22 protein-coding genes and 2 pseudogenes are annotated in these 26,417 nt (G+C 70.5%); 11 read left to right on the top strand and 13 right to left on the bottom strand.

What is annotated here, in order from left to right:
* Positions 1-146: 146 nt before the first annotated feature.
* Entirely contained in the window at positions 147-1,538 is a 1,392-nt protein-coding gene (locus QF035_RS21695) for a cystathionine beta-synthase (RefSeq protein ID WP_269653276.1), read from the top strand.
* A gap of 641 nt (positions 1,539-2,179) precedes the next feature.
* Here QF035_RS21695 and QF035_RS21690 read toward each other — a convergent pair.
* Both QF035_RS21690 and QF035_RS21685 read right to left on the bottom strand, forming a co-directional pair.
* A pseudogene (locus QF035_RS21690) lies at positions 2,180-3,331 on the bottom strand (IS701 family transposase); the annotation flags it as partial.
* A 242-nt stretch (positions 3,332-3,573) separates the two neighbouring features.
* On the bottom strand, positions 3,574-3,906 hold the full coding sequence (locus QF035_RS21685) for a type II toxin-antitoxin system PemK/MazF family toxin (RefSeq protein WP_307522104.1): 333 nt from the start codon (positions 3,904-3,906) through the stop codon (positions 3,574-3,576).
* 166 nt (positions 3,907-4,072) lie between these two features.
* On the opposite strand from QF035_RS21685, the pseudogene QF035_RS21680 reads away from it, so the two are divergent.
* The 3 genes and pseudogenes from QF035_RS21680 to QF035_RS21670 all read left to right on the top strand — a co-directional run.
* A pseudogene (locus QF035_RS21680) lies at positions 4,073-4,231 on the top strand (IS701 family transposase); the annotation flags it as partial.
* A gap of 555 nt (positions 4,232-4,786) precedes the next feature.
* Positions 4,787-6,235, top strand: coding sequence for a group II intron reverse transcriptase/maturase (gene ltrA, locus QF035_RS21675; protein ID WP_307522103.1), 1,449 nt, complete (start codon positions 4,787-4,789; stop codon positions 6,233-6,235).
* A 6-nt stretch (positions 6,236-6,241) separates the two neighbouring features.
* Positions 6,242-7,480 carry an IS701 family transposase gene (locus tag QF035_RS21670; RefSeq protein WP_373466696.1) on the top strand — a complete coding sequence of 413 codons (1,239 nt, stop codon included), beginning with the start codon at positions 6,242-6,244 and terminating at the stop codon, positions 7,478-7,480.
* A gap of 112 nt (positions 7,481-7,592) precedes the next feature.
* Here the strand turns inward: QF035_RS21670 and QF035_RS21665 are convergent, their stop codons facing one another.
* From QF035_RS21665 to QF035_RS21645, 5 genes are all read right to left on the bottom strand, one after another.
* The gene (locus tag QF035_RS21665; RefSeq protein WP_307531311.1) at positions 7,593-8,021 is read right to left on the bottom strand and encodes a hypothetical protein; all 429 of its coding nucleotides are present in this window, start codon (positions 8,019-8,021) and stop codon (positions 7,593-7,595) included.
* Positions 8,022-8,144: 123 nt separating this feature from the next.
* Entirely contained in the window at positions 8,145-9,077 is a 933-nt protein-coding gene (locus QF035_RS21660) for an ABC transporter substrate-binding protein (RefSeq protein WP_307522102.1), read from the bottom strand.
* A 103-nt stretch (positions 9,078-9,180) separates the two neighbouring features.
* Positions 9,181-9,843, bottom strand: coding sequence for an ABC transporter permease (locus QF035_RS21655; RefSeq protein ID WP_143639063.1), 663 nt, complete (start codon positions 9,841-9,843; stop codon positions 9,181-9,183).
* A 1-nt stretch (position 9,844) separates the two neighbouring features.
* Positions 9,845-10,486 (bottom strand): ABC transporter permease, encoded by a 642-nt coding sequence (locus QF035_RS21650; RefSeq protein WP_055617530.1) that lies wholly within the window; start codon positions 10,484-10,486, stop codon positions 9,845-9,847.
* Positions 10,483-11,517, bottom strand: coding sequence for an ABC transporter ATP-binding protein (locus tag QF035_RS21645; protein ID WP_307522101.1), 1,035 nt, complete (start codon positions 11,515-11,517; stop codon positions 10,483-10,485). Before QF035_RS21645 ends, QF035_RS21650 begins: the two co-directional genes overlap by 4 nt.
* 141 nt (positions 11,518-11,658) lie before the next feature.
* On the opposite strand from QF035_RS21645, the gene QF035_RS21640 reads away from it, so the two are divergent.
* The 3 genes from QF035_RS21640 to QF035_RS21630 all read left to right on the top strand — a co-directional run bounded on the left by QF035_RS21640 (position 11,659) and on the right by QF035_RS21630 (position 14,938).
* Complete coding sequence (locus QF035_RS21640; RefSeq protein WP_307522099.1) at positions 11,659-13,293, top strand: aromatic amino acid ammonia-lyase; 1,635 nt, start codon at positions 11,659-11,661, stop codon at positions 13,291-13,293.
* A gap of 74 nt (positions 13,294-13,367) precedes the next feature.
* The gene (locus tag QF035_RS21635) at positions 13,368-14,249 is read left to right on the top strand and encodes a MurR/RpiR family transcriptional regulator (protein ID WP_307531309.1); all 882 of its coding nucleotides are present in this window, start codon (positions 13,368-13,370) and stop codon (positions 14,247-14,249) included.
* 104 nt (positions 14,250-14,353) lie between these two features.
* The gene (locus tag QF035_RS21630) at positions 14,354-14,938 is read left to right on the top strand and encodes a hypothetical protein (protein ID WP_307522097.1); all 585 of its coding nucleotides are present in this window, start codon (positions 14,354-14,356) and stop codon (positions 14,936-14,938) included.
* A gap of 45 nt (positions 14,939-14,983) precedes the next feature.
* Here QF035_RS21630 and QF035_RS21625 read toward each other — a convergent pair whose 3' ends face one another.
* The 6 genes from QF035_RS21625 to QF035_RS21600 form a co-directional block, all read right to left on the bottom strand.
* Entirely contained in the window at positions 14,984-15,358 is a 375-nt protein-coding gene (locus QF035_RS21625) for a hypothetical protein (protein ID WP_307522096.1), read from the bottom strand.
* Between the two features lie 84 nt (positions 15,359-15,442).
* Positions 15,443-15,928 carry a roadblock/LC7 domain-containing protein gene (locus QF035_RS21620; protein WP_307522095.1) on the bottom strand — a complete coding sequence of 162 codons (486 nt, stop codon included), beginning with the start codon at positions 15,926-15,928 and terminating at the stop codon, positions 15,443-15,445.
* A 38-nt stretch (positions 15,929-15,966) separates the two neighbouring features.
* Entirely contained in the window at positions 15,967-16,902 is a 936-nt protein-coding gene (locus QF035_RS21615; protein ID WP_373466973.1) for a hypothetical protein, read from the bottom strand.
* A 176-nt stretch (positions 16,903-17,078) separates the two neighbouring features.
* Complete coding sequence (locus tag QF035_RS21610; RefSeq protein WP_055617535.1) at positions 17,079-17,477, bottom strand: hypothetical protein; 399 nt, start codon at positions 17,475-17,477, stop codon at positions 17,079-17,081.
* Positions 17,478-17,611: 134 nt separating this feature from the next.
* The gene (locus QF035_RS21605; RefSeq protein ID WP_307522094.1) at positions 17,612-18,976 is read right to left on the bottom strand and encodes an APC family permease; all 1,365 of its coding nucleotides are present in this window, start codon (positions 18,974-18,976) and stop codon (positions 17,612-17,614) included.
* A gap of 115 nt (positions 18,977-19,091) precedes the next feature.
* Positions 19,092-20,627 (bottom strand): diaminopimelate decarboxylase, encoded by a 1,536-nt coding sequence (locus QF035_RS21600; protein WP_307522093.1) that lies wholly within the window; start codon positions 20,625-20,627, stop codon positions 19,092-19,094.
* A 139-nt stretch (positions 20,628-20,766) separates the two neighbouring features.
* Here QF035_RS21600 and hutU point away from each other — a divergent pair, with 139 nt between their 5' ends.
* The 4 genes from hutU to hutI all read left to right on the top strand — a co-directional run bounded on the left by hutU (position 20,767) and on the right by hutI (position 26,394).
* A complete protein-coding gene (hutU, locus tag QF035_RS21595) occupies positions 20,767-22,431 on the top strand; it encodes a urocanate hydratase (protein WP_200396368.1) in 1,665 nt (554 codons plus the stop codon).
* Between the two features lie 164 nt (positions 22,432-22,595).
* Positions 22,596-23,804: an allantoate amidohydrolase gene (locus QF035_RS21590; RefSeq protein ID WP_307522091.1), complete on the top strand. Its 1,209-nt coding sequence runs from the start codon at positions 22,596-22,598 to the stop codon at positions 23,802-23,804.
* Entirely contained in the window at positions 23,801-25,162 is a 1,362-nt protein-coding gene (locus tag QF035_RS21585; protein WP_307522090.1) for a formimidoylglutamate deiminase, read from the top strand. Before QF035_RS21590 ends, QF035_RS21585 begins: the two co-directional genes overlap by 4 nt.
* Positions 25,163-25,197: 35 nt before the next feature.
* Positions 25,198-26,394, top strand: coding sequence for an imidazolonepropionase (gene hutI, locus QF035_RS21580; RefSeq protein WP_307522088.1), 1,197 nt, complete (start codon positions 25,198-25,200; stop codon positions 26,392-26,394).
* Positions 26,395-26,417: the final 23 nt, after the last annotated feature.

The following is a 26,417-nucleotide window of genomic DNA, read 5'->3' as shown; positions in this document are numbered from 1 at the left end:
CGTAGCCGCCACCTCCTCTTTGCCGTACACCCACTGCTTGCCCCGTACAGACCGTCGGCCAATCTCAACGCGACGTGAACGCCCGACACGGGGCTTAGGCTGACGACACCACCTCAATCACTTCTTTTTCAGCTCCGGAGACAACGGTGCAATTCCACGACTCGATGATCAGTCTCGTCGGCAACACCCCGCTGGTGAGGCTCAACAGCGTGACCGCCGGCATCCAGGCGACCGTCCTCGCGAAGGTCGAGTACTTCAACCCCGGCGGTTCCGTGAAGGACCGCATCGCCCTGCGCATGATCGAGGCCGCCGAGAAGAGCGGCGCGCTGCAGCCGGGCGGCACGATCGTCGAGCCGACCAGTGGAAACACGGGTGTGGGCCTTGCCATCGTGGCTCAGCAGAAGGGCTACAAGTGCATCTTCGTGTGCCCCGACAAGGTGAGCACCGACAAGATCAACGTCCTGCGGGCGTACGGCGCCGACGTCGTCGTATGCCCCACCGCCGTTGATCCGGAGCACCCCGACTCGTACTACAACGTCTCGGACCGGCTCGTGCGGGAGACCCCCGGCGCCTGGAAGCCCGACCAGTACTCCAACCCCAACAATCCCCTCTCGCACTATCACTCCACCGGCCCCGAGCTGTGGGAGCAGACGGAGGGGCGGATCACCCACTTCGTGGCGGGCGTGGGCACCGGCGGCACCATCTCCGGGACCGGGCGGTACCTCAAGGACGCCAGTGACGGGAAGGTCCAGGTCGTCGGCGCCGACCCCGAGGGGTCCGTGTACTCCGGCGGCTCCGGGCGCCCGTACCTCGTGGAGGGCGTCGGCGAGGACTTCTGGCCGACCGCGTACGACCGGACCGTCGCCGACGAGATCGTCGCCGTGTCCGACAAGGACTCCTTCCAGATGACCCGGCGACTGGCCAAGGAGGAGGGGCTGCTGGTCGGCGGCTCGTGCGGCATGGCCGTCGTCGCCGCGCTGGAGGTCGCCCAGCGGCTCGGGCCCGACGACGTCGTGGTCGTGCTGCTGCCCGACAGCGGGCGCGGCTATCTCAGCAAGATCTTCAACGACGAGTGGATGGCCGACTACGGGTTCCTGGAGGACGAGGGGCCCAGCGCCCGCGTCGCCGACGTCCTGAGCGACAAGGTGCACGGGGCCATCCCGTCCCTCGTCCACATGCACCCGGACGAGACCGTCGGCGAGGCCATCGAGGTGCTGCGCGAGTACGGCGTCTCGCAGATGCCGATCGTCAAGCCCGGCGCCGGTCACCCGGACGTCATGGCGGCGGAGGTCGTCGGGTCCGTCGTCGAACGCGAGCTGCTCGACGCGCTGTTCACCCAGCGGGCCTCGCTCTCCGACCCGCTGGAGAAGCACATGTCGGCGCCGCTGCCCCAGGTCGGCTCCGGCGAGCCCGTGGGCGACCTGATGACCGTGCTCGGCGGTGCCGACGCGGCGATCGTCCTGGTCGAGGGCAAGCCCACCGGTGTCGTCAGCCGGCAGGACCTGTTGTCCTTCCTGGCCAAGGGTGGACACCAGTAGGAACGTCCGGTGAACTGCGCACCCCGGAGGGGAACTTCCGGTGTGAGCGATCACGGCGGAACTTCGTGGAAGTGGTACGAGCGCGTCACGTCCGCGCAGCACACGCTTAACACGCGTCCGGCACATTGGTGGATGTCGGCAAGGGCGGGAGCGGCTCCCCGCCCCGGCCGGCACCAAAACGGCGCCAAGGACCTCCGGAGCGGCTCCCGGACCTCCATGGACGCCACGGACGCGTAAGCCCGGCCCTGACCCGGCCCGCGTCCCTCGCGGGGACCGCCGTCGTCCCGCCCCCCGGTAACGGGGGTGCGGCGGTCCCCGCGCAAGCTCGAGAAGGGCCCGGTACCTACTGGTACCGGGCCCCTCTTTGCGCCTAATACTCCAGTTGCGGTTCTCCATATGCCCTGGTCAGGTGGCTCTTTGGGAGTGTAATTGGCTGACGCCTCGTCAGGGCGGCGGTGGTTCGTGACTCACCCGATCGGGGTGCGCGCGGTGCTGATAGTGGCAGTGGCGGGCGACGGCCTGGTGGCGGCGTCGCCATCGGGACCAGTGGAGACGGCGCCGAGGTGAGTGGTGCCGGGCTGCGGAGGAATGGGCAAGGTCCAACAGCCTTCGGATTTCTGCCACGGTGAGGGGAACGAGGCTGCTCGAACCGTTTCTCCGGCCCCCTTTTCGAGGGCATGGGCGGTCATCGCCGCCAGGAAGGCGTGCGCGAGCATGGCCAGGGTGATGTGGCGGTACCAGCCGACGTAGCGGCGGACTTCGTACTGATCCAGGCCGCATTCGTTCTTCGCGGCCTGGAAGCACTCCTCGATGGCCCACCGGGCGCCGGCGACCCAGACGAGTTCGGCTACCGTGACGTCTGCCTGGGCGAAGGCGAGGTAGTAGGCGATCTCCTCGGGACGCGCCAGGCTGCGGCGGGCCAGAACCCAGCGGTAGTGGGTGGGATCGCAACCGTCGATGGTGGGCAGCTTGGCCGCGGCCCAGTCGTAGACCCGCGGCCCCTTCGCCCCGTCCCCGCAGGAGATCCGCTCCCACGCCTCGGCCGGGGCGCCGGCCAGGACATGGTCGATGCGCCAACTGCCCGCAGGCGTCTTGACCTGCTGGGACTTGGGCACCGCCAGGACGTATCCGACGCGGGCCTCCTCCAGGATCTGCCGGAAGTGCCACTCCTGTCCGTAGGCCGCATCGGCGGTCACCCAGGCGATCGGCAGGGCAGAGTCCAGCGCCCGCCGGACCATGGCGCGTGCGAGTTCCGGCTTGGTCGCGAAGGACCTGCCCTCCGGGATTCGGGCGGCGCGGCACCGGTCCGGATCTCCGGTCCAGGACTTGGGCAGGTAGAGCTCGCGGTCCACCAGGGCCCTGCCCTTGGCGGAGGCGTAGGCGGCGAACACCCCGATCTGGCAGTTTTCCGTGCGGCCTGCGGTGCCGGAATATTGGCGTTGTACTCCGGCGGAGATGGTGCCCTTCTTGAGGAAGCCGGTGTCGTCGACGATCAGCACACCGTCCGGCTGCCCGAGCCGCTCAGCAACGTAATTCTGCAGGTCATCACGGATCTCGTCGGGTTCCCACTGGCACCACGACAGCAGCCGCTGCAACCCGTAGGGAGTGGCGTTGCCTGCGTGCTCGGCCAACTGCCAGCTGTTCTTCCGACCTACCGGTCCCAACAGGCCGCGGACGTAGTCCCGCATCCGCCGCCGCGGCTCGACGCGGCCGAACCGCTCTCCCACCCGGAGCAGCAGGGACTCCAACTCGGCATCCCACAGGCCTACTTCGACATCGATCTCCGGCTCCATAACCGGTTCAACGCACCCCGATCGGGTGAGTCACGAACCACCGCCGCCCTGACGAGGCGTCAGCCAATTACACACCAAAAGAGCCACCTGACCAGGGCATATGGAGAACCGCAACTGGAGTACTAATACTCCAACCGTAGATCGTGATCTCGATGGTGAGAGGCGCCGAGGAGACAGGTGGCCAGTGTCGATCATCTGGACGAGATCGACCACGCCAGCGGGGGTGTCCGTTCCTTCTCCGCCTACCCGAGTCCACCGAGACGGAGGGCGGCCTCAATCTCGCTGAGCTTCGCGGAGGATAGGGCGCCCGCCCGCTCGATCAGGTCGTCCCGGGACACGGTGGTCAGCCACGTGCAAGGGGTAAAGCCTGGACGCGGGAACGCGAACCGCAGAACGCCTTCAAAGGGCAGTCCTTCCATGGCGCCTACTGCCACTTCGACGCCCAGACCGCTGATGTCGACGCCCGCCGGAGCGACGACCTGCATCACCCGGATCCCGGACGCGTCGTCTCCCGACAGCAGTACGACCGGCCGCCGCTCGTCGAACTCGACCCACCAGACTTCGCCACGTTGCACATGTCCTCCTGACACAGGACGGCAGGCGGACGCTGCGCGACCCTGAAGCGCTGTGGAGACGGGTGCGGCCACCGTTGATCATCGGTGTGTGAAGACTGAAGATCATGCGGTGGCCGCAGGTCACAGCGTAGACCCTGCCCGCTGGCAGGAGGCGTTCGAGGGCCTGATGAGCCGGATCGCAGGACGGTTCGCGCGCGTCGAACCCCGGCGCCGGGCACGGCAGTTGATGCTCGGACTGCTGTCGGACCTGCCGCGCAAGAACTGCTGGGTGCGCCACGAGGCGCCATGTGACCGAGTGGAGGTGCAAGACCTCTACCGCCGGGCCGTCGCAGCGGCCGGGTAGAAGCTGAGGGCAGTCCGAGCCGGGGAACGCCGGTGAAGATGGAAAGCAGCCCTGACAACGCCGGGACGGCGCGGTACTGCCAGACGTGTCGGGTTCGGCAAGCAAGGCCAGAAGGCGTACGAAGAGGAACCCGTGTAAAGCCCCGTAAGTCTTGCACCGGGCTCAAATCTGGCGGATATGGGCCCGGGGTGCAGTGCGTGATCGCTCGCTTCGACAGGGGTGGTCAACTCCGAAGCCGGTCTCCAACTGCCGGTGGGGAGGCCACGCTGAAGGTCTGCGGCGTAGGCGTGGTGATGCTGCCGGGGTAGTAGCGGGACGCCGACCTGGCCGATCGGCACATGGTGAACGTGGGAACCGCCTGCGGTCGCCCTGTTCCTCCGGACTGCCGGTCCGGCGGCGGAGGGCAGGCCCGTTGCCGGCTGAGGGCCGCAGGTGGGGCGGAGGCCCCGTAGTAGTCCGAGCGGAGGAAAGCTCCGTGCATGGCGAAGGGGGCCAGCAAGTCGGCAGGGAGGATGCTGCAATGCCGGGAGGCCGCTGGTGAATACCGACGCGCTGGAGTTCGCGCTGCTCAAGGCCGAGCGCCGGGTACTGGAGATGCAGACCAAGCTGCACTGTTGGGCGACCGACGATCGTGATCGCCGGTTCGATGACCTGTTCAATCTCGTTGCCGATCCCGCGTTTCTACTGATCGCGTGGGATCGGGTGAGGAGAAACAGGGGCGCCCGCTCGGCCGGAGTGGACGGGCAGACCGCTCGCTCCGTAGAGGACGGGCAAGGCGTCGAGGCATTCCTCGACGAGGTGCGGTCCGACCTGAAAGACCGTAGTTTCCGCCCGCTTCCCGTGCGGGAACGGATGATTCCCAAGCCGGGGACGGCCAAGCGCCGTCGGCTGGGGATCCCCACCGTGCGGGACCGGGTGGTCCAGGCGTCCCTGAAGCTGGTGTTGGAGCCGATCTTTGAGGCGGATTTCCTCCCGTGTTCCTACGGGTTCCGCCCCAAACGCCGGGCTCATGACGCGCTCGCCGAGGCACACCACTTCGCCAAGAGCTCTTATGAGTGGATGGTGGAGGGGGATATTGAGGCGTGTTTCGACTCGATCGACCACACGGCTCTGATGAGCCGGGTGCGCCGCCGAGTCGGGGACCGACGCGTTCTTGACCTGGTGAAGGCATTCCTGAAGGCGGGCATCCTCAGCGAGGGCGGCCAGTCCAAGGACACCGATACCGGCACTCCGCAAGGCGGGATCCTCTCGCCGCTGCTGGCCAACATCGCCCTGTCGGTCCTCGATGAGTTCATCGCGGCCTGTCCGGGCGGGCCGAACTTCACGCAGGGCCAGCGGGCCCGGCGACGTCGCCAGAACCTCGCCAACTACCGGCTCTTCCGGTATGCAGACGATTTTCTGATCGCCGTGACCGGGACCCGTGAGCAGGCTGAGGACATACGCACCCAGGCGGCGGAAGCACTCGTCCCGATGGGACTGCGTCTGTCGGTGGAGAAGACGGCCATCACCCATATCGACGAGGGGCTGGACTTCCTCGGGTGGCGCCTCCAGCGTCACCGCAAACGCGGGACCCAGAAGCACTACGTCTACCTCTACCCCTCCAAGAAGGCCCTCCAGGCCGTCAAGGAGAAGGTCAAGACGCTGTGCCGACAGGACACGAACCTGCCGCTGGCAGTCGTGCTGCACCAGCTCAACCCGGTGCTGCGGGGCTGGACGGCGTACTTCCGGCACGGGGTGTCGTCCGCGACCTTCCAGTACCTGTCGGCCTTCACCTGGCGCCAGGTCTTCGGATGGCTGCGGCGCAAACACCGCCGGTCCAACTGGAAGAACCTGCGCCATCGTTACTGTGCAGGCCAATGGTGGCCAGCCGACGACGAGGTCGTCTTGTTCAGGTGCGCGAAAGTGCGCACAAACCGTTACCTGTATCGCGGGAACAAGATCCCCTCGCCCTGGCCCAGCGGGACCACGATGACAGCGGCCGCCTGAGAGGGCTTGTGGAGAGCCGGATGCCTGGAGATCGGGCACGTCCGGTTCGGGAGGCGGGCCGGGGAAACCCACCGACGGCAACGTCGGCAGGGCGCCCCGGTCCGACCTCACACCATCGCCGAGTGGGCCGGGGAGTCCACCCCGGACGGCATGCAGCACCTGCTGGGGCGGGCCGAGTGGGACGCCGACCAGGTACGCGACGACCTGCGCGACTACGTGGTGGAGCACCTGCACGACGACCAGGCAGTACTGGTGGTCGACGAGACCGGGGACGTGAAGAAGGGCACCGGCACGGTCGGCGTCCAGCGCCAGTACACCGGCACCGCGGGCAGGATCGAAAATGCCCAGGTCGCCGTCTACCTGGTCTACGCCGGCCGCCGCGGGCACGCGGCAGTGGACCGGGAACTGTACGTCCCGCGCTCCTGGACCTCCGACCCCGACCGCTGCCGGGATGCCGGACTCGACCAGGACACCGCCTTCGCGACCAAGCCGGAACTGGCCATCCTCATGATCACCCGGTTCCTGGACGCCGGCCACCACACCTCGTGGGTCGCGGGCGACGAGGTCTACGGCGGCAACCCACGACTGCGGGCCGCACTGGAGGAGCGCGGCACCGGCTACGTGCTGGCCGGTGCCTGCTCCCACGAAGTCACCACCCAGGCCGGGAAGTTCCGCGCGGACGCCCTGGCCCGGAAGCTGCCCAAGCAGGCCTGGCAGAAGCTGTCCGCCGGAGCGGGGGCGAAGGGGCACCGCTTCTACGACTGGGCCGCCATCGAACTGCCCGACCCCGCCCCCGGCAGCCGCCAGCTGCTGATCCGCCGCAACCGCACCACCGGCGAACTCGCCTACTACCGCTGCTACTCACCGCGGCCCGTGCCCCTGAGCACCCTGGTGCGGGTCGCTGGATCAAGGTGGCGAGTGGAAGAGACGTTCCAGTCCGGAAAGGGCCTGGCCGGACTGGACGAGCACCAGGTCCGCCGCTACGCGTCCTGGTCCCGCTGGGTCATCCTGGCCATGCTCGCGCACGCCTTCCTCGCCGCCGTCCGCGCCGACGAACACGCCCGCCACCCCGCACCCGACACGCTCATACCGCTCACCTGCAACGAAATCCAGCGCCTGTTCATCACTCTCGTTATCCGCCCCGTCCACGACACGGCCCACCGGCTCGGCTGGTCCCACTGGCGACGCCGCCACAAGGCCCGTTCCCAGGCCAGCCGCTACCGGCGACAAGCCACTCAGGCATGAAGATCACGATCTACGGCTGGAGTACTAAACCGGCGCCGCTCTCGCGGACCTGGCTGCTCGCCGTCGTGGTTCCTCAATTGATGGTTGCAGCCGTCCTCGCTTCAAAGACGGCTCACTCCTCCCACTCGCTGTCCTGGGAGGACTTGCGGCGCCTGCCGAAGAAGTTCGGCGAGTTGCGTGCGGCCTGGACCACGTTGACCCCCGCGATGCCTGCCCAGGCGACCAGGAGGCCGGGCAGGTCCGCGACCCCGCCGCCGATCGCGGACAGGGGGATCGCGAGGACCAGCGAGACGATGCCGAAGCCGAAGCGCTCGCCGAAGGAGTCCGAGGATCCCTGCGGGGAGCGCGAGCCCCGGGCCACCACCATCTGCTGTTCCGCGAGCTGACGACGCACCCGGCGGTCGACCGCGCCGTCCAGGCGCTGCTCGACCTTTTCCAGGAACGAGTCGATCAGCGCGGACTCGTACTCTTCGCCCAGTTCCTTGCGTGCGTGCAAGGTGGCGTCGAGTTCCTTCTTGAGTTCGGCGTCGCGGGCTTCCATACCGGTCATAGTCCAACGGTAGAGAGGCGGAGCCCGGTTGACACGGGGGTTAGCCCCCCTGTCGTCGTCGGGTTGTTCCCCACCAGGTGGGGCCGCCGTCGGCGGGTTCCGCCGCGGCGGGCCCTACTTCGTCAGACCCTTCTCCTTCGCGTACGCGTTCGCCACGTCCTCCGGGTCCTTCTTGTCCTTGTCGACCTGGCGGTTCAGCTCGGTCAGATCCGCGGTGGTGAGGACGTTGCCCAGCTCGGCGAGGGCCTTGCGGACCGTCGAGTCGGCCTTGCGGTCGGCTATGAGGGGGACGATGTGCTGGCCCGGGATGAGGTTCTTGGGGTCGGTGAGGACGACCCACTTGTTGGCCACGATGTCGGTGTCGGTGGTGAAGAGGTTCGCCACGTCCACATCGCCCTTCTTCAGGGCGCCCTTCACCAGCGGCCCGGAGGAGTCGAGGGACTTGAACTCCTTGAACTCCACCCCGTACACGTCCTTCAGGCCCACCGCGCCGACCTCGCGCTTCTTCACCTCGGGCGCGGCGCCGATGACGAGCTCGCCGTTCTCCTTCCTCAGGTCGGCGAGGGAGGACAGGCCGTACTTGTCGGCCGTCTCCCGGGTGACGACGAACGCGTCGGAGTCCTCGGCCATGCCGTACGGCAGGACCTGGAGCCCGGCGGGCAGCGCCATCGCGAGGGCGTTCTGCATCTCGCCCTCCTCCGTCGCCTCTGCCTTGGGGGAGAGGTAGTGCAGGAGGGCTCCCTGGTACTCGGGGAGCAGGTCGATGTCGCCGCCCTTGAGCGCGGGTATGAGGATCTCGCGGGTGCCGAGGTTGGGCCGGACCTTCGTCTTCACACCGGCGGCTTCCAGCACGGCCGCGTAGAGGAAGCCGAGCACCTGGTTCTCGGTGAAGTTGGCGGTGCCGATGGTGACACCGTCCTTGCTGGACCCGCCCCCGCCACCGGCACTGCCCCCGCCGTCGAGCGAGGTGATCCCGCTGCTGCACGCGGCGAGAGCGGGAACGGACGCGGCGGCGAACAGCCCGCCGAGGAGGGTACGTCGATTCATGGGTGGGAACTCCTAAGCGTGGGTTGCCCCGTCAGGGGCGCGGGGAACTGCGCGACCAGCCACGGACGGCCCGCAGATTCAGAACTGCAGCCAGCGGCAGCGCTCACGCGGGGCGATGACGGAACAGCACCCGCTGCAGCCCGCTCAGCCCCAGGTCGAGCACAACGGCGACCAGAGCCACCAGCACCGCCCCACCCAGCACCTGCACAAGGTCCCGCTGCGCAAGCCCGTCGAACACGTACCGGCCCAGCCCGCCGAAAGACACGTACGCCGCGATCGTGGCCGTGGCCACCACCTGGATCAGCGCCAGCCGCAGGCCCGTCATGATCAGCGGGAGCGCCAGGGGCAGTTCGACCTGGAAGAGGACCTGGTGCCAGCGCATGCCCTGGCCGCGCGCCGCGTCCTTCACGTCCGGGTCGACGGCGGTCATGCCCGCGTACGTGTTGGTCACGATCGACGGGACGGCGAGGGCGACCAGCGCCACGTACACCGGCCACATCGACAGGCCGCTCGCCAGGAAGACGAGGACGACCAGGCCGACGGTGGGCAGGGCGCGGCCGAAGGACGCGAGGTTGATCGCGAGGAACGCGCCGCGGCCGGTGTGGCCGATCAGCAGGCCCACGGGGAGGGCGATCGCGGCGGCCACGAGGGTGGCGAGGAGGGAGTACTGGAGGTGCTCGGCGAGGCGGTGGCCGATGCCGTCGGGGCCGGTCCACTGCTCGCCGCTGACCAGCCAGTCGCCGAGGTCCTTGAAGAGTTCGTACATGTCAGGCTCGCCGCCTCGTCCACGGGGTGAGTACGTACTGGACGGCGACCAGCAGAGCGTCCGCGACCAGGGCCAGCAGGAGCGTCAGGACGACGCCGGCGATGACAGGGGTCGGGAAGTTGCGCTGGAATCCGTCCGTGAAGAGCTGGCCGAGGCCGCCGTCGCCGATGTACGTGGCCACGGAGACCAGTGAGATCGACATGACCGTGGCGATACGGACGCCCGCCATGATCACGGGGAGTGCGAGGGGGAGCTCGACCGTGAGGAGGGCGCGCAGGGGGCGCGTGCCCATGGCCTTCGCGGCCTCCTTCGTCTTCGCGGGGACCGAGTCGAGGCCTTCGACCGTGTTCCGCAGGAGGACGACGAGGGTGTAGATCGTCAGGCCGACGACCGTGGTGGTGCGGGTCAGGCCTGAGACCGGGAGCAGGAGTACGAAGACCGCGATCGACGGGATCGTGAAGAGGACGTTCGAGAGGCCGAGCAGCACGCCGCGCAGGGGGCGGATCCGGTGGGCGACCACGGCCAGCGGGAGGGAGATCAGCAGGCCGAAGAAGACTGCGGACAGGGCCGCCTGGAGGTGCGAGACGGTCAGGGTGGTGAGGTCGTCGGTGTGGTCGCCTATCCACGACCAGTCGATGGTCACGAGGCCACCCGGGCTTCCGCGTGGGCCTGGCCCGCGTGCTGGTGGATCTCGTCGCGCGAGGTCACACCGGTGAGGGCGCCGTCGGCGTCGACGCGGGCCACGAGTCCGGTCGGGGAGGCGATGGACTCGTTGAGCGCGGCGAGCAGGGAGTCGGTGTCGCGCAGTGGCCGTACGGGGAGTTCGGTGTCCCCGGTGCGCCAGTGCAGGGGCCTGCGGCCCGCGTCGAGGGCCAGCTCCCAGGTGCCGCCCTCGGGGGCCGGCGCCTGGGGTATGTCCTTGAGCGGCGTCAGGGACAGGAGCTTCAGGCCGCGCTCGGCGCCCAGGAAGTCCGCGACGAAGTCGTCCGCCGGGCGGGCCAGCAGCTCGGAGGGGGTCGCGCACTGGACGAGGTGGCCGCCGGTACGGAAGATCGCGATCTGGTCGCCGAGCCGTACCGCCTCGTCGATGTCGTGCGTGACGAAGACGATCGTCTTGCTCAACTCCTTCTGGAGCCGCAGCAGTTCGTCCTGGAGCTGGGTGCGCACGACCGGGTCGACCGCGCCGAAGGGCTCGTCCATCAGGAGCACCGGCGGGTCGGCGGCGAGCGCGCGGGCCACACCGACGCGCTGCTGCTGGCCGCCGGAGAGCTGGTGCGGGTAGCGCTTCCCGGACTCGGCGGTCAGGCCGACCGTCTCCAGGAGCTCGGCGGCCCGGGCCCGTGCCTTGCGGCGGCCGTGGCCGAGGAGCAGCGGCACGGTCGCGATGTTGTCGAGGACCGTGCGGTGCGGGAAGAGGCCCGACTGCTGGATGACGTAACCGATGGAACGGCGCAGGTCGGCGGCGTCCTGGTCCAGTACGTCGCGGCCGCCGACCCGGATGGTTCCGGAGGTCGGGTCGACCATTCGGTTGATCATTCGCAGGGTGGTCGTCTTGCCGCAACCGGAAGATCCCACGAGGACGGTCACGCCGCCTTCTGGCATCTCCAGGGAGAGGTCGTGGACCGCTGTGGTGCCGTTCGGGAAGCGCTTGTGGACCGCGTCGAACTGGATCATGAGGTGTCCCTTGCCCGGCTGCATATCGTCATGCAGAGTTCTCTGTATCTGAATAGGTTGTCAACGGTTCGGTGTTAATCGCCGGTTACTTATGACCGTCAGGCAAGATCCAACGTCCGGATTGAGGGGAGTTCGCGCTCTATGTCGTCTCAGGATGTGGACGCACCGGTCGCGGTGACCACCGGCCTCGTGGTGCTGGACGGTTGCAGCACCGGCGTCGCCGACGTCGTACGGCTCGCCGACGGGACCGCACGGCCTGTTGCGGGCACCGAGGCGATGAAACGCGTCGAGGAATCCTGGGACGCCGCCCGGCGGATCGCCGCGACCGGGCGGGTGTACGGCCGCTCCACCGGGGTCGGCGCCAACCGGAACGAGGACGTGCCGACCGAGGCGGCGGCCGAGCACGGACTGCGTCTGCTGCGCAGCCACGCCGGCGCCATCGGCGAGGAACTGCCCGCCCGGCAGGTCAGGGCGATGCTCGCCGTCCGAGCGAACCAGCTCCTCGCCGGCGGCGCGGGCCTGCGGCCCACCGTCGTCACGGCACTGTGCGAGGCGCTGGAGGCCGGGGCGTACCCCGTTGTGAACGAGTTCGGCTCGGTGGGGACCGGGGACATCGCGGCGCTCGCGCAGCTCGGGCTGGCGCTGGCCGGGGAGCACCCCTGGCGGGGCGCGGACGCGTCGACCGGTGTGCGCGCGGTCGTGGGCGCCGGTGCCTCGGGGAGCGTCGGCGGCGGTGTGCTCGGCGGCGCGATCGCCGGGGCGGCCACGGGCGCGGTCGCCGGTACGCCGGAGTCCGTGGGCGCGCCCGAGCCCCAGCCGCTCGACAACAACGACGCCCTCGCGCTGATCAGCAGCAACGCCCTCACCCTCGGACAGGCGGCCCTCGCGTTGCACGAACTGCGCGGGCTCATCGGGGCCACACAGGTCGTCGCCGCGCTGTCACTGGTCGCGGTGGACGGCTCGTACGAGGCGTACGCGGCACCCGTGCACGCCGCGCGTCCGCACCGCGGTTCGAGTGAAGTGGCCCGCCGCATGCGGCAGTTGATCGGTGCCGCCGACCACCCGACGCCGCCGCTCGGCCGGATCCAGGACCCGTACGGATTCCGGTGTCTGCCGCAGATCCACGGGCCCGCGCACGACGCGGCCGACGCCCTGGAGGAGGTCCTCGCCGTCGAGATCAACGCGGCCGCCGAGAACCCGCTGATCTGCGCCGAGGACATGGCCGCCTACCACCACGGCGGCTTCTACCAGGCCCAACTGGCCCTCGCCCTGGACCACTTCAGGCTCTCCCTCACCCAGGTGGCCCGGCTGTCGACCTCACGCCTGTCGACCCTCAACGAACCCTCCTACACCCGGCTGCGCCCCTTCCTCGCCGACCACGAGCCCGCCTCCTCCGGCGTGATGATCCTGGAGTACGCCGCCGGGGCCGCCCTCGGTGATCTGCGGGCCTTCTCCGCGCCCGCCTCGCTCGGCCACGCTGTACTCTCCCGGGGCGTCGAGGAGCAGGCCAGCTTCGCCTCGCTCGCCGCACGTCAGACGCTGCGCGCGTGCGATGCGTACCGGCTCGTCGTGGGCTGTGAACTCGTCGCCGCCGTACGGGCGTTGCGTCAGCGCGAGCTGCGGCCCGATCCGGCGCTGCCGGTGGCGCGGGCGCTGGAACTCGCCGAGTCGGTGCTCGACGCCGACCCGACCGACCGTCCGCTCACGGACGACGTGACGGCGGCGGCCGCACTGCTCGACCGGTTCACGGACATCTGGAGGGGGAGCACGGCATGAGCGTGGACGGGAACATGAGCGTGAATATGGGCATGGACAGTGACATGGACACGAGCATGGGCACGGACATGGAGATGGGCCTGGGCGGTGAGGCGGGCGCGGACGAGGGGAGCGCGGGCGTGAAGGACAGTCCTGCCGGGCGACTGCAGACGCTCTTCGAGGGCCACCGGCTCACCCCCACGCAGCGGCGTATCGCGCACAGCATGGTTCGGCGGGCCGCCGACGTGCCGTTCCTGTCGAGCGTGGAGCTCGCGGAGCTGGCCGGGGTCAGCCAGCCGTCCGTCACCCGTTTCGCCGTGGCCCTCGGCTTCGACGGCTATCCGGCGCTGCGCAAGCACCTGCGCGAGGTCGCGCCCGCCGAACCCGCGGCGGACACGGGCTCGTACAACGAGTACCAGCAGGCCGTCGAGGCAGAGATCGAGAACCTGCGCCATCTCGCCTCCGTGCTCGCGGACCCGCGTCCCGTGGAGCGGGCGGGACGGCTGCTCGCCGCCTCACGGCCGCTGCCGGTCCTCGGACTGCGGGCGGCCGCGTCCCAGGCCTACGGCTTCGCGTACTTCGCTGCCAAGGTCCATCCGGACGTACGGCTGCTGCACGAGGGCGGCACGATGGTCCACGACCGGATCGACTCGGCCGTACGGGCCGGGGCCACGACCCTGCTGTGCTTCGCGCTGCCCCGGCATCCGCGGGAGGTCGTGGACACGCTGGCGTACGCGAAGGAGGCCGGGCTGACGGTCGTCACGGTGGCGGACTCAGCGTTCGCGCCGGTCGCCAAGGTGTCCGACCTGCTGCTGCCGGCCGCCGTCGGTACCGGGCTCGCCTTCGACACGGCGTGCGCGCCGATGCTGCTCGGGCGGGTGCTCCTTGAAGCGATGTGCGACGGGCTGCCCGAGGCGCAGGCACGCCTGGAGGAGTTCGACGCGCGGGCCGCCGCACGGGGCCTGTTCGTCGAGTAGCGGTCCCGCGTGGCTTTTTTTGGGGCGCTCTCAGACGTGTCTCACTTTTGCTCGCTAGCCTGCGTGCCCAAAAGAGGCGTCGTCGAGTCGGTGAGGAGCGGATCGTGACGCGCGGAGGGCAGGGACTGGCACGGGTGGCCGTCGTCGTACGGGCCGGGGCGGCACCGTTGTGGTGGGTCGGAGTGATCTCGGCGGGTGTGGGCGTACTCGTGCCCGGGATCACCGGCCGGCGGATCGGGGTGATGGCGGGAGCCGCGCTCTTCCTGATCACCGCGGCCGTGGTGGCCCTGGTACGGCACAAGCGGTACGTGGCGCTGGTGGGCGGAGCCGCCCGGGCCGGGAAGCACGACGTGCTCCAGGACCGGGCCGTGACGGTACGGAACTGGCGGCGCGGGCACCGGTGGTGGCTGCTGCTCGCCCTCGCGGGAGCACTGGGCTCGGCGTTCGCCGTCCCCGCGGCCGGCGGGATGCTGCTCGCCGGAGCCGGGGCGGGCCTTCGCCTCAAGGCGGCCCGGATCGGACGGCTCGAACGGGCGGCCGAGTCGCTCGTCTGGGTCCGCGTCGACTGGCTCGGGCGCGGGGCCGGCTTTCCGGCGGGCAAGCAGGTCAAGGGCTATCGCGCCACGGGGATCGCCGCGGGCGACGCCGCGCCCGGTGGGGCGCGGCGTCGGGGTGGCGTGCTCGTCTAGGTGGCTGGGCGGCGTGCTCTTCCAGGGGTTCGGGCTCGGGCGGAGTCAGACCTCCAGGTCCGCCTCGATCTTCTTCAGCTGGTGCCGGGCCATCGCGAGGTTGGAGCGCTTGGCGTCGAGGACCAGGTACAGGAAGAGCCCGTTGCCGCCGCGGCCCTTGATCAGCCGCAGCAGGTGGTACTGGTCGGACAGCGTGATCAGGATGTCCTCGATCTCGCCCTTGAGGCCCAGGTGCTCCATGGTGCGGATCTTGGCGCGTACGACGTCGGTGTTGCCGGCTGCCGCGACCGTGAGGTCGAAGCTCTTGCTGCCGCCGATCGTGCCGAGCGCCATGCCGCTGGTGTAGTCGACGAGAGCGGCTCCGGTCGCGCCCTCGATGGAGGCCAGGGTCTCTTTCAGTGCGGTTTCGGTGTTGGCCATGGTCGTGCTTGTCCTTTCGGTTCGGTGAGTTCGGACCGGTGAGTTCGGTCCGGTGGATCCGTGCTCAACGGCTGTTGCCGGTGCTCAACGGCTCTTGCCTGTCGGCTCGGTGGTGGTGGTGCGCGCGACGCGCGCGGTTCGGGTGCGGGGCGCGGTTGGCTTCGCGGGGGCCCGCGCGGCCGGGGCCGGCCGGCTCTCGACCGCCGCCTCGACGAGCTCCCCGATCCGGGTTCCGGAGCGGCGCCCTTCGAGGTGCAGCCGGCCGACGTTCGCCCGGTCGCCGGCCAGCAGCGTCAGCACGGCGGACGGTCCCGCCGCGTAGGTCGCCAGATAGCCGTGCTCGCCGTGCAGCAACAGTTCGCGGAAATCGCCGCGTCCGGTCGCGTCCGCCATGCGCAGGGCGACTCCCAGCGCGGCGGCGGTGAGCGCGGCGAGCCCCTCCGGCTCCACGCCCGGGGTGTCCTGGGCCAGCACGAGGCCGTCGACGCTGGCCGCGAGGGCACCCGTCAGCTGGGGCACTCGGGCCCGCAACCGGTGTAGTTCGTCGAGGACTTCGGCCTCGGCCGCCATCAGTTGTCTCCTCTCGGCACGCTGTCGGAGCGCGCGGATCACAAGGCCTCCAAGGCGTCTCTGAGCCGGCGCAGCAGGGCGACGTCGGGATCGGCCGACGCCTGCGCCGCCTCCGCGGCCTGCGCGACCACCGTGGAGACGGGGGACAAGGGGGTTACGGATGCTTCTTCCGGTGTCCGGGATCCATCCGGTCCGGACGAGCCCGGTCCGGACGAGCCCGGTCCGGACGAGCCCGGTCCGGACGAGCCCGGCCCGGATTCGGCCGGCCCGGATTCGGTTGGTCCGGACGGACCGGTCCCGGCCGTGACGGACCCGGTCGGGACCGGTCCGGACGTGATCGTCGGCGATCGCGTCGTCACGATTCCGGCGGCCGCGAGCCGCCGGAGGTCGACCAGGGTGTGGAATCCCGGACGGCCGAGCACCAGCGAGATGTCCGACGCCGTGCGCTCACCGTCCACCTGGTCGAGGACCGTGCGCTGACGCGGAGGCAGGGCCGAGTCGACGGCACGGCCGGTCCGTACGAGCGGCTCGGTGTCCGTGCCCGGCTCCGGCCAGATGCGGTGAAGGAGATCGCGACGCCGCAGCGTCTCCCGCTCCACCGCGTCCACGGAGACCGGCCGCACGGGCCCGATCCAGTGCGCGACCCCGTAACGGAAGCGCGCCGGACCGCTGCTCGGGCCGAGCGTGAAGAACGCCGCGTCGTACAGCGCGCCCAGGTGGCACAGCTCGAGGGCGCCCGCCGTCAGTCGCCCGCTGTCCACCAGGAACCGTCCGACCCGCCGGTCGGCCCCCGCCTCCGAGACCGCCTCCCACCAGCCGTCCGAGCCCAGCGCGCCGCGGGTGGTGAGCAGCACGTCGAGCCCGGGTGTCGCCGGGCTCTCGGCGTGCACCACCTGGCCCTCGACCAGATACAGCACGCCGCGTTCCCGCGTCAGGACGCCGGTGGCGCGCTCCTCTGCGAGACGGCTGAGCATCGGGCTGAGCGTGGGCGGGATGCCGGACCGTGGTTCCGCGCGGTTCGGGGAGCCGCGGTCCGGGGTGGTGTCTTCCGGGGTGGTGCGGTCCGTCCCGACGCGGTCCGCCGTGTCGTCGTCGGCTCTGTCGTCGTCGGCCGTGTCGCGGCCGGGCAGGGGGCGTGCCTCCACCGTGGTCACCCCACCACCAGCCGTTCCGCCATCTCGCCCAGGCGTATACGGGCCAGCGCGAGATTGCCGTCCGAACGACCCAGCCACAGATGCAGGAACACACTGCTGTCGAACGTCGTACGGACGAAGCGCAGGACGTGGTAGCTGTCCTTGTTGCAGATGATGAGATCTTCGACCGGCGGCTGTCCGCCGGACCAGTCGGCTCCTTCCTCGGGGGCGAAGGCCTTATGCTCCGCGGCCAGACGGGCGAGTTCCGCCGCCTCGGCCGCGGTGGCCTCGTGGTCCCCGTTGGGCGAGTCCCCGACCGTGCCAAGAGCCAGTCCGCTGGTCCAGTCGACCACCGAGGCTCCCCGGGCTCCGGGCAGTCTCATGGCCTCCAGCAGGCACTCGTCGATTCCGGGCACGGTGCTTCCCTCCCGCCCGTCGCTGTTCGGCTGAGTGACGCCGAAACTACGCAACGTGTGCGCGAGGGGTGATGGTTCTGGCATTTTCCTGTGGAACATGCCAGCCGCTGGCTAGAGTGTGTGGATTTTCCCTTTCAGTCCTCGCTCCTTACACGCAGCACCACCTTGTTCAGCGCCCACAAACCCACCCCGACGGCCAGCAGCACTCCGGCGCGGATGTAGACGTCCGCGGGACGGTCGGCCAGCGGGCTGGCGAGGATCAGGGCGGTGAGGGCGCCGAGCACCGGAAGCACGGTCGGTGTACGGAAGTGCTGGTGATCCACGGGGTCGCGGCGCAGGACGAGAACCGCGATGTTGACCACGGCGAACACGCACAGGAGCAGGAACGACGTCGTGTCGCCCAGGCCCTCGATCTCGCCCGTGGAGACCAGCCCGATCGCGAGCAGCGTCACGAAGGCGATGCCGACCACGGGTGTGCGACGCGTGGGCAGGACGCGGGCCATGCCGCGCGGCAGGATGCGTTCGTTGGCCATGCCGTAGCACAGGCGCGAGGCCATCATGATGTTGATCAGCGCGGAGTTGGTGACGGCGAACAGGGCGATGAGCGCGAAGAGTTTGTGCGGGAAGTCGACACCGCCCGCCTTCACGACCTCCAGCAGCGGGCCGCTCGAACCCTCCAGCGCCTTGTAGTCGACCAGGAGCGACGAGACCAGCGCCACGAGGACGTAGATCGTGCCCGTGACCGCCACACCGACGAAGATCGCACGCGGGAAGGTGCGGACGGGATCCTTCGTCTCCTCGGCCATGTTCACCGAGTCCTCGAACCCGACGAACGCGAAGAAACCCAGCGCCGTCGCGCCCAACACCCCGGTCATCAGGGCGTATCCGGTGCCGCTCGCCTCGAACCCGCCCAGCCGGGACGGCTCCCCGTCGCCGTTCAGCACGGCCCACGCGCCGATCGCGAGGATGATCACCAGGCCCGTCAGCTCGACCAGCGTCAGCACCACGTTCGTCTTCACGGACTCCGACACACCCCGCAGGTTCAGGGCGGCCAGCAGCAGGATGAAGCAGATCGCGACGAGCGTCGGCGGCAGCGCGTCGCCCGTCAGCTCCGACAGATAGTCGCCGCTGAAGGCACGGGCCGCCGCGCTCGCCGACGACAGGCCCGAGCACATCACCATGAACGCGACGATGAAGGTCAGGAAGGGGACCTTGAACGCCTTCTGTGTGTAGAGCGCGGCCCCGGCCGCCTTCGGATACTTGCCGACCAGCTCGACGTACGACGCGGCCGTCAGGATCGCCACGACGAAGCCGATGGCGAACGGCAGCCACAGCGCCCCGCCGACCTTCCCCGCGACCTTGCCGGTGGTGGCGTAGATGCCGGTCCCGAGGATGTCGCCGATCACGAAGAGGATCAGCAGCTTGGGACCGAGGACCCGCTTGAGTCCCGGCTCCTCGGCAGGCGCCGGTGTGCCCGCGGTGGTTTCTGAGGTGGACAAGAGAACCTCCCCCGATCGGTGACCCGTGCGGGGACTTGTTCCCTGTGCCACGCGTGGGATGCCGGTCGGGCACCGTCTCAGAGGTTCATCAGAGCTTCGCCCCGGTGTGGGCGCCTCAGAACAGGTCCGTCAGCGACCCCGCGTGCGCTCCTCCCGACTCCGCCACGATCTCGTCGAGGGTCTGCGGCGTCCGGACCACGGCGAACCGGACCCCGCCCGCCCCGTCAGGACCGAAGCCGTAGATCCCGGGCCGCGCGAGGGAGTTGTACGCGTAGTGGTGCGCGAAGTAGTACGCCCCGGTGTCCAACGCGGCCGCGTAGTCGCCCTGTTCGAGCAACGGCATCGACCGCCCCTCCGCCAGCAGGTCGCCCGCGAAGCACGCGGGACCCGCCACGTCCTGCACCACCTCGGGCCCCGCCTTGGGCCGCCCCTTCGTGTCGTAGGCCGCCACCCGCAGCGGCCAGGACTTCGGCGCGTACACCGTGCGGGCCGCCACCTGCACCCCCGCGTGCGTCACCGCGATCGCCCGCCCGCCGGCCGACTTCGCGTACTCGACCCGCGCCAGCACCACCCCGTGCTTGGCGAGCAGCGACCGCCCGAACTCCGTGACCAGCCCGTACCGCCCGTCGAACAGCCCCGGCACGGTCTCCGCGAGCAGCCGCGCGTACTCCTCGTACGTCGGCGTGTGGGCGTCCGACCCGAAGTTCACCGGCAGTCCGCCGCCGATGTCGAGCGTGTCGATCTGCCGCCGCCCGGCCCGCTCGTTGACCTCCTCCGCGAGCCCGTACGTCTCCGCGACCGCGCGAGCCATCAGCTCCAGCGGCATCCCCTGCGAACCGGAGTGCGCGTGCAGCCGGGTCAGCCACGGCCGGTCCAGATACGCCCGCACGACCCACTCGCGCGCCCCCTCGTCCCGCAGCGCCACCCCGAACTTCGAGGTCGCCGTCGCCGTCGAGAGCGCCCCGATGGAACCCCCGCCGACCTGCGGATTCACCCGGATCCCGATGGGGGTGGGGGTACCTCCCGCGCCCTTAAGGCTGTGGGGGAGGGTCGAGGCCGAGCGTACGAGCCCGTCGAGGCGGGCCAGCTCCTGCGGGTTGTCCGCGTTGACCGCGATGCCCAGGGCGAGTGCCTCCCGCAGCTCCGCCGGGGTCTTGGCGGGCGAGTCGAGCACCGTACGGGCCGGCGGGACCCCGGCCGCGCGGGCGAGGGCCAGCTCGCCCGGGCTCGCGACCTCCGCGCCGATGCCCTCCCGGTGCAGCAGCCGCAGCACCGGGACGAGCGGGGTCGCCTTCACCGCGAACGCGTGCAGCACGGGCGTCCCGGGTGCCGTCACCGCGTCGAAGGCCGCCCGCAGGGCCGCCGCGGAGGCCCGGATGCCGGTGATGTCGAGGAGCCCGATGATGGGGGTGGCGGGACCGACCAGCCCCTGTTCCGAGGCCGCGCGAACGGCCTCGTCCCGCCGCGCGCCCCCGTTCGCGGCCGGGCCCTGCTCCCCGTCCGAACCGCCTCCCGGCTCCCTGTCCGAAGCCCCGCCCGGTCCGTACGGAACCCCGCCGAGCCCCTCCGGAGTCTCGCCCGGACCCTTCTGGGTTCCGTCCGGTTCTTCGCCCGTCGAGTCCGCGTCTCCTGTGCCTGTGTATGCCGCCATACATCCAGCCAAACATCCGTGCCGCGCCCGTGCTGGCCCACGAAGGTATTGACTAGTTCTATTCAGGCGATCAGGATGTGAATATCGACTGAATGACCGGCACCACCCGGAGCACTCACCAGCCGCCAGGAGGCAGACCATGTCAGGACCCCGCCCCGTCCGAGCACCGCGCGGTACGGAACTGAGCGCCCTGGGATGGCAGCAGGAAGCCGCGCTGCGGATGCTGCAGAACAACCTCGACCCCGAGGTCGCCGAGCACCCCGACAAGCTCGTCGTCTACGGCGGCACCGGCAAGGCGGCCCGCGACTGGCGCTCCTTCGACGCCATGGTCCGTACGCTGCGCACCCTCAAGCAGGACGAGACGATGCTCGTCCAGTCCGGCCGGCCCGTCGGCGTCATGCAGACCCACGAGTGGGCCCCCCGCGTCCTCATCGCCAACTCCAACCTGGTGGGCGACTGGGCGAACTGGGAGGAGTTCCGCCGCCTGGAGGCCCTCGGCCTCACCATGTACGGGCAGATGACGGCCGGCTCCTGGATCTACATCGGCACCCAGGGCATCCTCCAGGGCACCTACGAGACGTTCTCCGCCGTCGCCGCGAAGAAGTTCGGCGGCACCCTCGCCGGCACGATCACCCTCACCGCCGGCCTCGGCGGCATGGGCGGCGCCCAGCCGCTCGCCGTCACCATGAACGACGGCGTCGCGATCTGTATCGACGTCGACCCGCGCGCCATCGAGCGCCGCATCGAGCACCGGTACCTCGACGTGAAGGCCGACTCCCTGGAGCACGCCCTCCAGCTCGCCGTCGAGGCCCGCGACGCCCGCCGCCCGCTCTCCATCGGGCTCCTCGGCAACGCCGCCGAACTGCTGCCGCGCATGCTCGCCGAGGGCGCCCCCATCGACATCGTGACCGACCAGACCTCGGCCCACGACCCGCTGGCCTACCTTCCCGTGGGTGTCGACTTCGACGACATGGCCTCGTACGCCGCGAAGGACCCGGCCGGGTTCACCACCCGTGCCCGCGAGTCCATGGCCCGGCACGTGGAGGCCATGGTCGGTTTCATGGACGCCGGTGCCGAGGTCTTCGACTACGGCAACTCCATCCGCGGCGAGGCCCAACTCGCCGGTTACGAGCGGGCGTTCGCCTTCCCCGGCTTCGTCCCCGCCTACATCCGCCCCCTCTTCTCCGAGGGCAAGGGCCCCTTCCGCTGGGCCGCCCTGTCCGGCGAGGCCTCCGACATCCACAAGACGGACAAGGCGATCCTCGACCTCTTCCCGGAGAACGAGTCCCTGCACCGGTGGATCAAGCTGGCCGGTGAGCGCGTCCACTTCCAGGGCCTCCCGGCCCGTATCTGCTGGCTCGGCTACGGCGAGCGCGACAAGGCCGGCGAGCGGTTCAACGACATGGTGGCCAGCGGCGAGCTGCAGGCCCCCCTCGCCATCGGGCGAGACCACCTCGACTGCGGGTCCGTCGCCTCCCCCTACCGGGAGACCGAGGCCATGCTCGACGGCTCCGACGCGATCGCCGACTGGCCGCTGCTGAACGCCATGGTGAACGTGGCGTCCGGGGCGTCCTGGGTTTCCATCCACCACGGTGGCGGCGTGGGGATGGGGCGGTCCATCCATGCGGGCCAGGTGTCGGTGGCGGACGGTACGAAGCTGGCCGGGGAGAAGATCCGGCGCGTGCTGACGAACGACCCCGGGATGGGTGTCATTCGGCATGTGGATGCCGGGTACGACATCGCCGAGACCGTGGCCGATGAGCGGGGCGTGCGGGTTCCCATGCGGGAAGGCGAGTCCGCGTGAGCCAGAGCGGCAACTCCTCGGTGGGGGCTGGTCCCTCGTCGCCGGGTGCGGGTGCGGCTGTGCCCACCCTCCCCCACTCTCAACTTCGTTCGAGCGGGGGGACCCCCATCGCCCTGCGGAACGATTGCCCACAGCCTGGCGGACGGGCTGCCTCCTTCCACGAAATGTGGCGGGAGTTGCAGCCCATCGGGCGCCACCCCGGCTCCGGTGGCTACCGGCGGTTCGCCTGGACCGGGGCCGACCGTGACTGCCGGGACTGGTTCGAGGAGCAGGCCCGGACGCGGGGACTGACCTACGAGCTGGACCGGAACGGGAACCAGTGGGCCTGGCTCGGCGATCCCGCTGCCGGGGACGCCGTCGTCACCGGGTCGCATCTCGACTCGGTGCCCGATGGCGGCGCCTTCGACGGCCCCCTCGGTGTCGTGTCGTCCTTCGCCGCGCTGGACGAACTGCGGAGCAGGAACGCGGAGTTCGCCAAGCCGCTCGCCATCGTGAACTTCGGTGACGAGGAGGGGGCCCGGTTCGGGCTGGCCTGTGTGGGGTCCCGGCTCGCGGCCGGAGAACTCACCGTCGAGGCGGCGCGGCAGCTCCGGGACGGTGACGGGGTCAGCCTTCCGCAGGCCATGGAGGCCGCCGGCCACGACCCCGACGCCATCGGGGCCGACCCCGAGCGCCTGGCCCGGATCGGCGCGTTCGTCGAGCTGCACGTGGAGCAGGGCCGTGCCCTCGACCTCTCCGGCGACCGGGTCGGCATCGCGAGCGCCATCTGGCCGCACGGACGGTGGCGGTTCGACTTCCGGGGCGAGGCCAACCACGCGGGGACCACCCGGCTCGTGGACCGCCGCGACCCGATGCTGTCGTACGCGGAGACCGTGCTCGCCGCCCGGCGGGAGGCGGCGCTCGCGGGTGCCGTGGCGACCTTCGGCAAGATCGCGGTCGAGCCGAACGGCGTCAACGCCATCCCGTCCCTCGTGCGTGGCTGGCTCGACTCCCGCGCCGCCGACCAGGCGACCCTCGACACGGTCGTGAGCGGCATCGAGAAGGCGGCCCGCGAGTACGCCGACGAGCACGGCGTCCAACTGGACGTCGTCCGGGAGTCGTTCACCCCCGTCGTCGAGTTCGAGCACGCCCTGCGGGACGAGATCGCGCGCATCCTGGGCAGGGAGAAGGAAGCGGATCTCAAGGTCCCCGTCCTCGGCACGGGCGCGGGACACGACGCCGGGATCCTCTCCGGATCCATCCCCACCGCCATGCTGTTCGTACGCAACCCCACCGGCGTCTCGCACTCGCCGGCCGAGTACGCCGCCGAGGACGACTGCGTGGCCGGGGTGACCGCACTCGCCGACGTACTGGAAGGGCTGGCCTGCACGTGAGCGCGCGAGGCACGACCTACTGGCTGGAGCACGCCTGGCTCGACACCTTCGTCGAGCCGGGCGTGGCCCTGGACGTGGACTCGGAGGGGCGGATCGCCGCCGTCCGCACGGGCGTCGACGCCCCGCCCCCGGGCGCCGAGATCCTGCGCGGCCTGACCCTTCCCGGTCTCGCCAACGCCCACAGCCACGCCTTCCACCGCGCCCTGCGCGGCACCGTCCAGGTCGGCTCCGGCACCTTCTGGACCTGGCGCGAGATCATGTACTCCTTCGCGGACCGGCTGACCCCGGAGACGTACAAGGCGCTCGCCCGCGCGGTGTACGCCGAGATGGCCCTCGCCGGGGTCACGGCCGTCGGCGAGTTCCACTACGTCCACCACGCGCCGGGCGGCACCCCGTACGCCGACCCGAACGCCATGGGCGAAGCCCTCATCGAGGCCGCCGCCGAGGCGGGCATCCGCATCACCCTCCTCGACACCGCCTACCTCGCCGCCGGCCTCCTGAACAAGCGCACCGGGCAGCCCCCCAACCGGCACCAGCTCCGCTTCTCCGACGGGACCGCGGAAGCCTGGGCCGAACGCTGTTCAGTTCTCAAGGACCGGGATCACGCACGGATCGGGGCCGCCATCCACTCCGTACGGGCCGTGCCCGCGGGGCAGTTGGCGACCGTGGCGCGGTGGGCCGAGGAGCGGCAGGCTCCGCTCCATGTGCACCTGTCCGAGCAGACGGCGGAGAACGACGCCTGCCTGGAGACGCACGGCTGTACGCCCACCCGGCTGCTCGCCGACCACGGGGTGCTCGGCCCGCGCACGACGGGCGTCCACAACACCCACCTCACCGACGAGGACATCGCGCTGCTCGGCGGCTCCACGACCGGCACCTGCATGTGCCCGACCACCGAGCGCGACCTCGCCGACGGCATCGGCCCGGCCGTCGCGCTCCAGAGGGCGGGCTCGCCGCTCTCCCTCGGCTCCGACAGCCACGCCGTCATCGACCTGCTCGAAGAGGCGCGCGCCATGGAGCTGAACGAGCGCCTGCGCACCCGCACCCGCGGCCACTGGACCGCGGCGGCGCTCCTGCGCGCCGCCTCCGCGGACGGTCACGCGGCCCTGGGCTGGGACGACGCGGGCACGCTCGAACCCGGCGCGCTCGCCGACTTCACGACGATCGCGCTCGACTCGGTCAGAACAGCGGGGCCGGTGCCACGGCTCGGCGCCGAGACGGCCGTATTCGCGGCGACCGCGGCGGACGTGCGCCATACGGTCGTGGGCGGCCGGCATGTCGTACGCGACGGAGTCCATGCGCTCGTGCCGAACGTGCCGCGGGCCATGGCCGAAGCCGTCGAAGCACTGCGCGCCTGATCCTCGCGCCCAGCCCGAGCCCCGACAAGGACGCCATGAGTACTGCGAACGGCACGACGACCGTCATCACCAACATCGCCAGTCTGGTCACCAACGATCCCTCCCTCGGTGAGGGTTCCCCCCTCGGTCTGATCCAGGACGCGGCCGTCGTCATCGACGGCGACCGCATCGCGTGGACCGGTGATTCAAGAGAAGCACCCGCCACTGACAATCGGGTCGACGCCGGTGGCCGCGCGGTGATCCCGGGCTTCGTCGACTCCCACTCGCACCTCGTCTTCGCGGGCGACCGCACCCAGGAGTTCAACGCCCGGATGTCCGGCCGGGCCTACAGCGCCGGCGGCATCCGTACGACCGTCGCCGCCACCCGGGCGGCGAGCGACGAGGAACTGGAGCGCAACCTCACCCACTACCTCGCCGAGGCCCTGCGCCAGGGCACGACCACGTTCGAGACGAAGTCCGGCTACGGACTGACGGTCGAGGACGAGGCCCGGGCCCTGCGCATCGCGTCCGCGCACACCGACGAGGTCACCTACCTCGGCGCCCACATCGTCTCCCCGGACTTCGCCGACGACCCCACGGGACCCGCGGAGTATGTCGCGCTCGTCACCGGCGAGATGCTCGACGCCTGTGCCCCGTACGCCCGTTGGATCGACGTCTTCTGCGAGAAGGGCGCCTTCGACGGCGACCAGGCCCGCGCGATCCTCACGGCCGGCAAGGCGAAGGGCCTGCACCCGCGCGTCCACGCCAACCAGCTCTCGTACGGCCCCGGCGTCCAGCTCGCGGTCGAACTGGACGCGGCGAGCGCGGACCACTGCACCCACCTCACGGACGCGGACGTCGACGCCCTCGCGAGCGGGGACACCGTGGCGACCCTGCTCCCCGGCGCCGAGTTCTCCACCCGTGCCGAATGGCCGGACGCCCGCCGCCTCCTCGACGCGGGCGCCACCGTGGCCCTATCCACCGACTGCAACCCGGGCTCGTCCTTCACGTCGTCCGTGCCCTTCTGCATCGCCCTGGCAGTACGGGACATGCGCATGACCCCGGACGAGGCGCTGTGGTCGGCCACCGCGGGCGGGGCCCGGGCCCTCCGCCGTACCGACGTCGGCCGCCTCACCCCGGGTGCGTACGCCGACCTCGCGTTCCTCGACGCCCCGAGCCATGTCCACCTTGCCTACCGCCCGGGCGTACCGCTGGTCGACCAGGTGTGGCGGCGGGGCGTCCGCGTGGCCTGAGGCGAGCCCGGGCGGGCCGGTCA

It is taken from the genome of Streptomyces umbrinus (assembly GCF_030817415.1).
GTDB classification, from domain to species: domain Bacteria; phylum Actinomycetota; class Actinomycetes; order Streptomycetales; family Streptomycetaceae; genus Streptomyces; species Streptomyces umbrinus_A.
The sequence above is the reverse complement of the archived record's forward strand: the minus strand, read 5'-3'. Positions and strand labels throughout refer to the sequence as shown.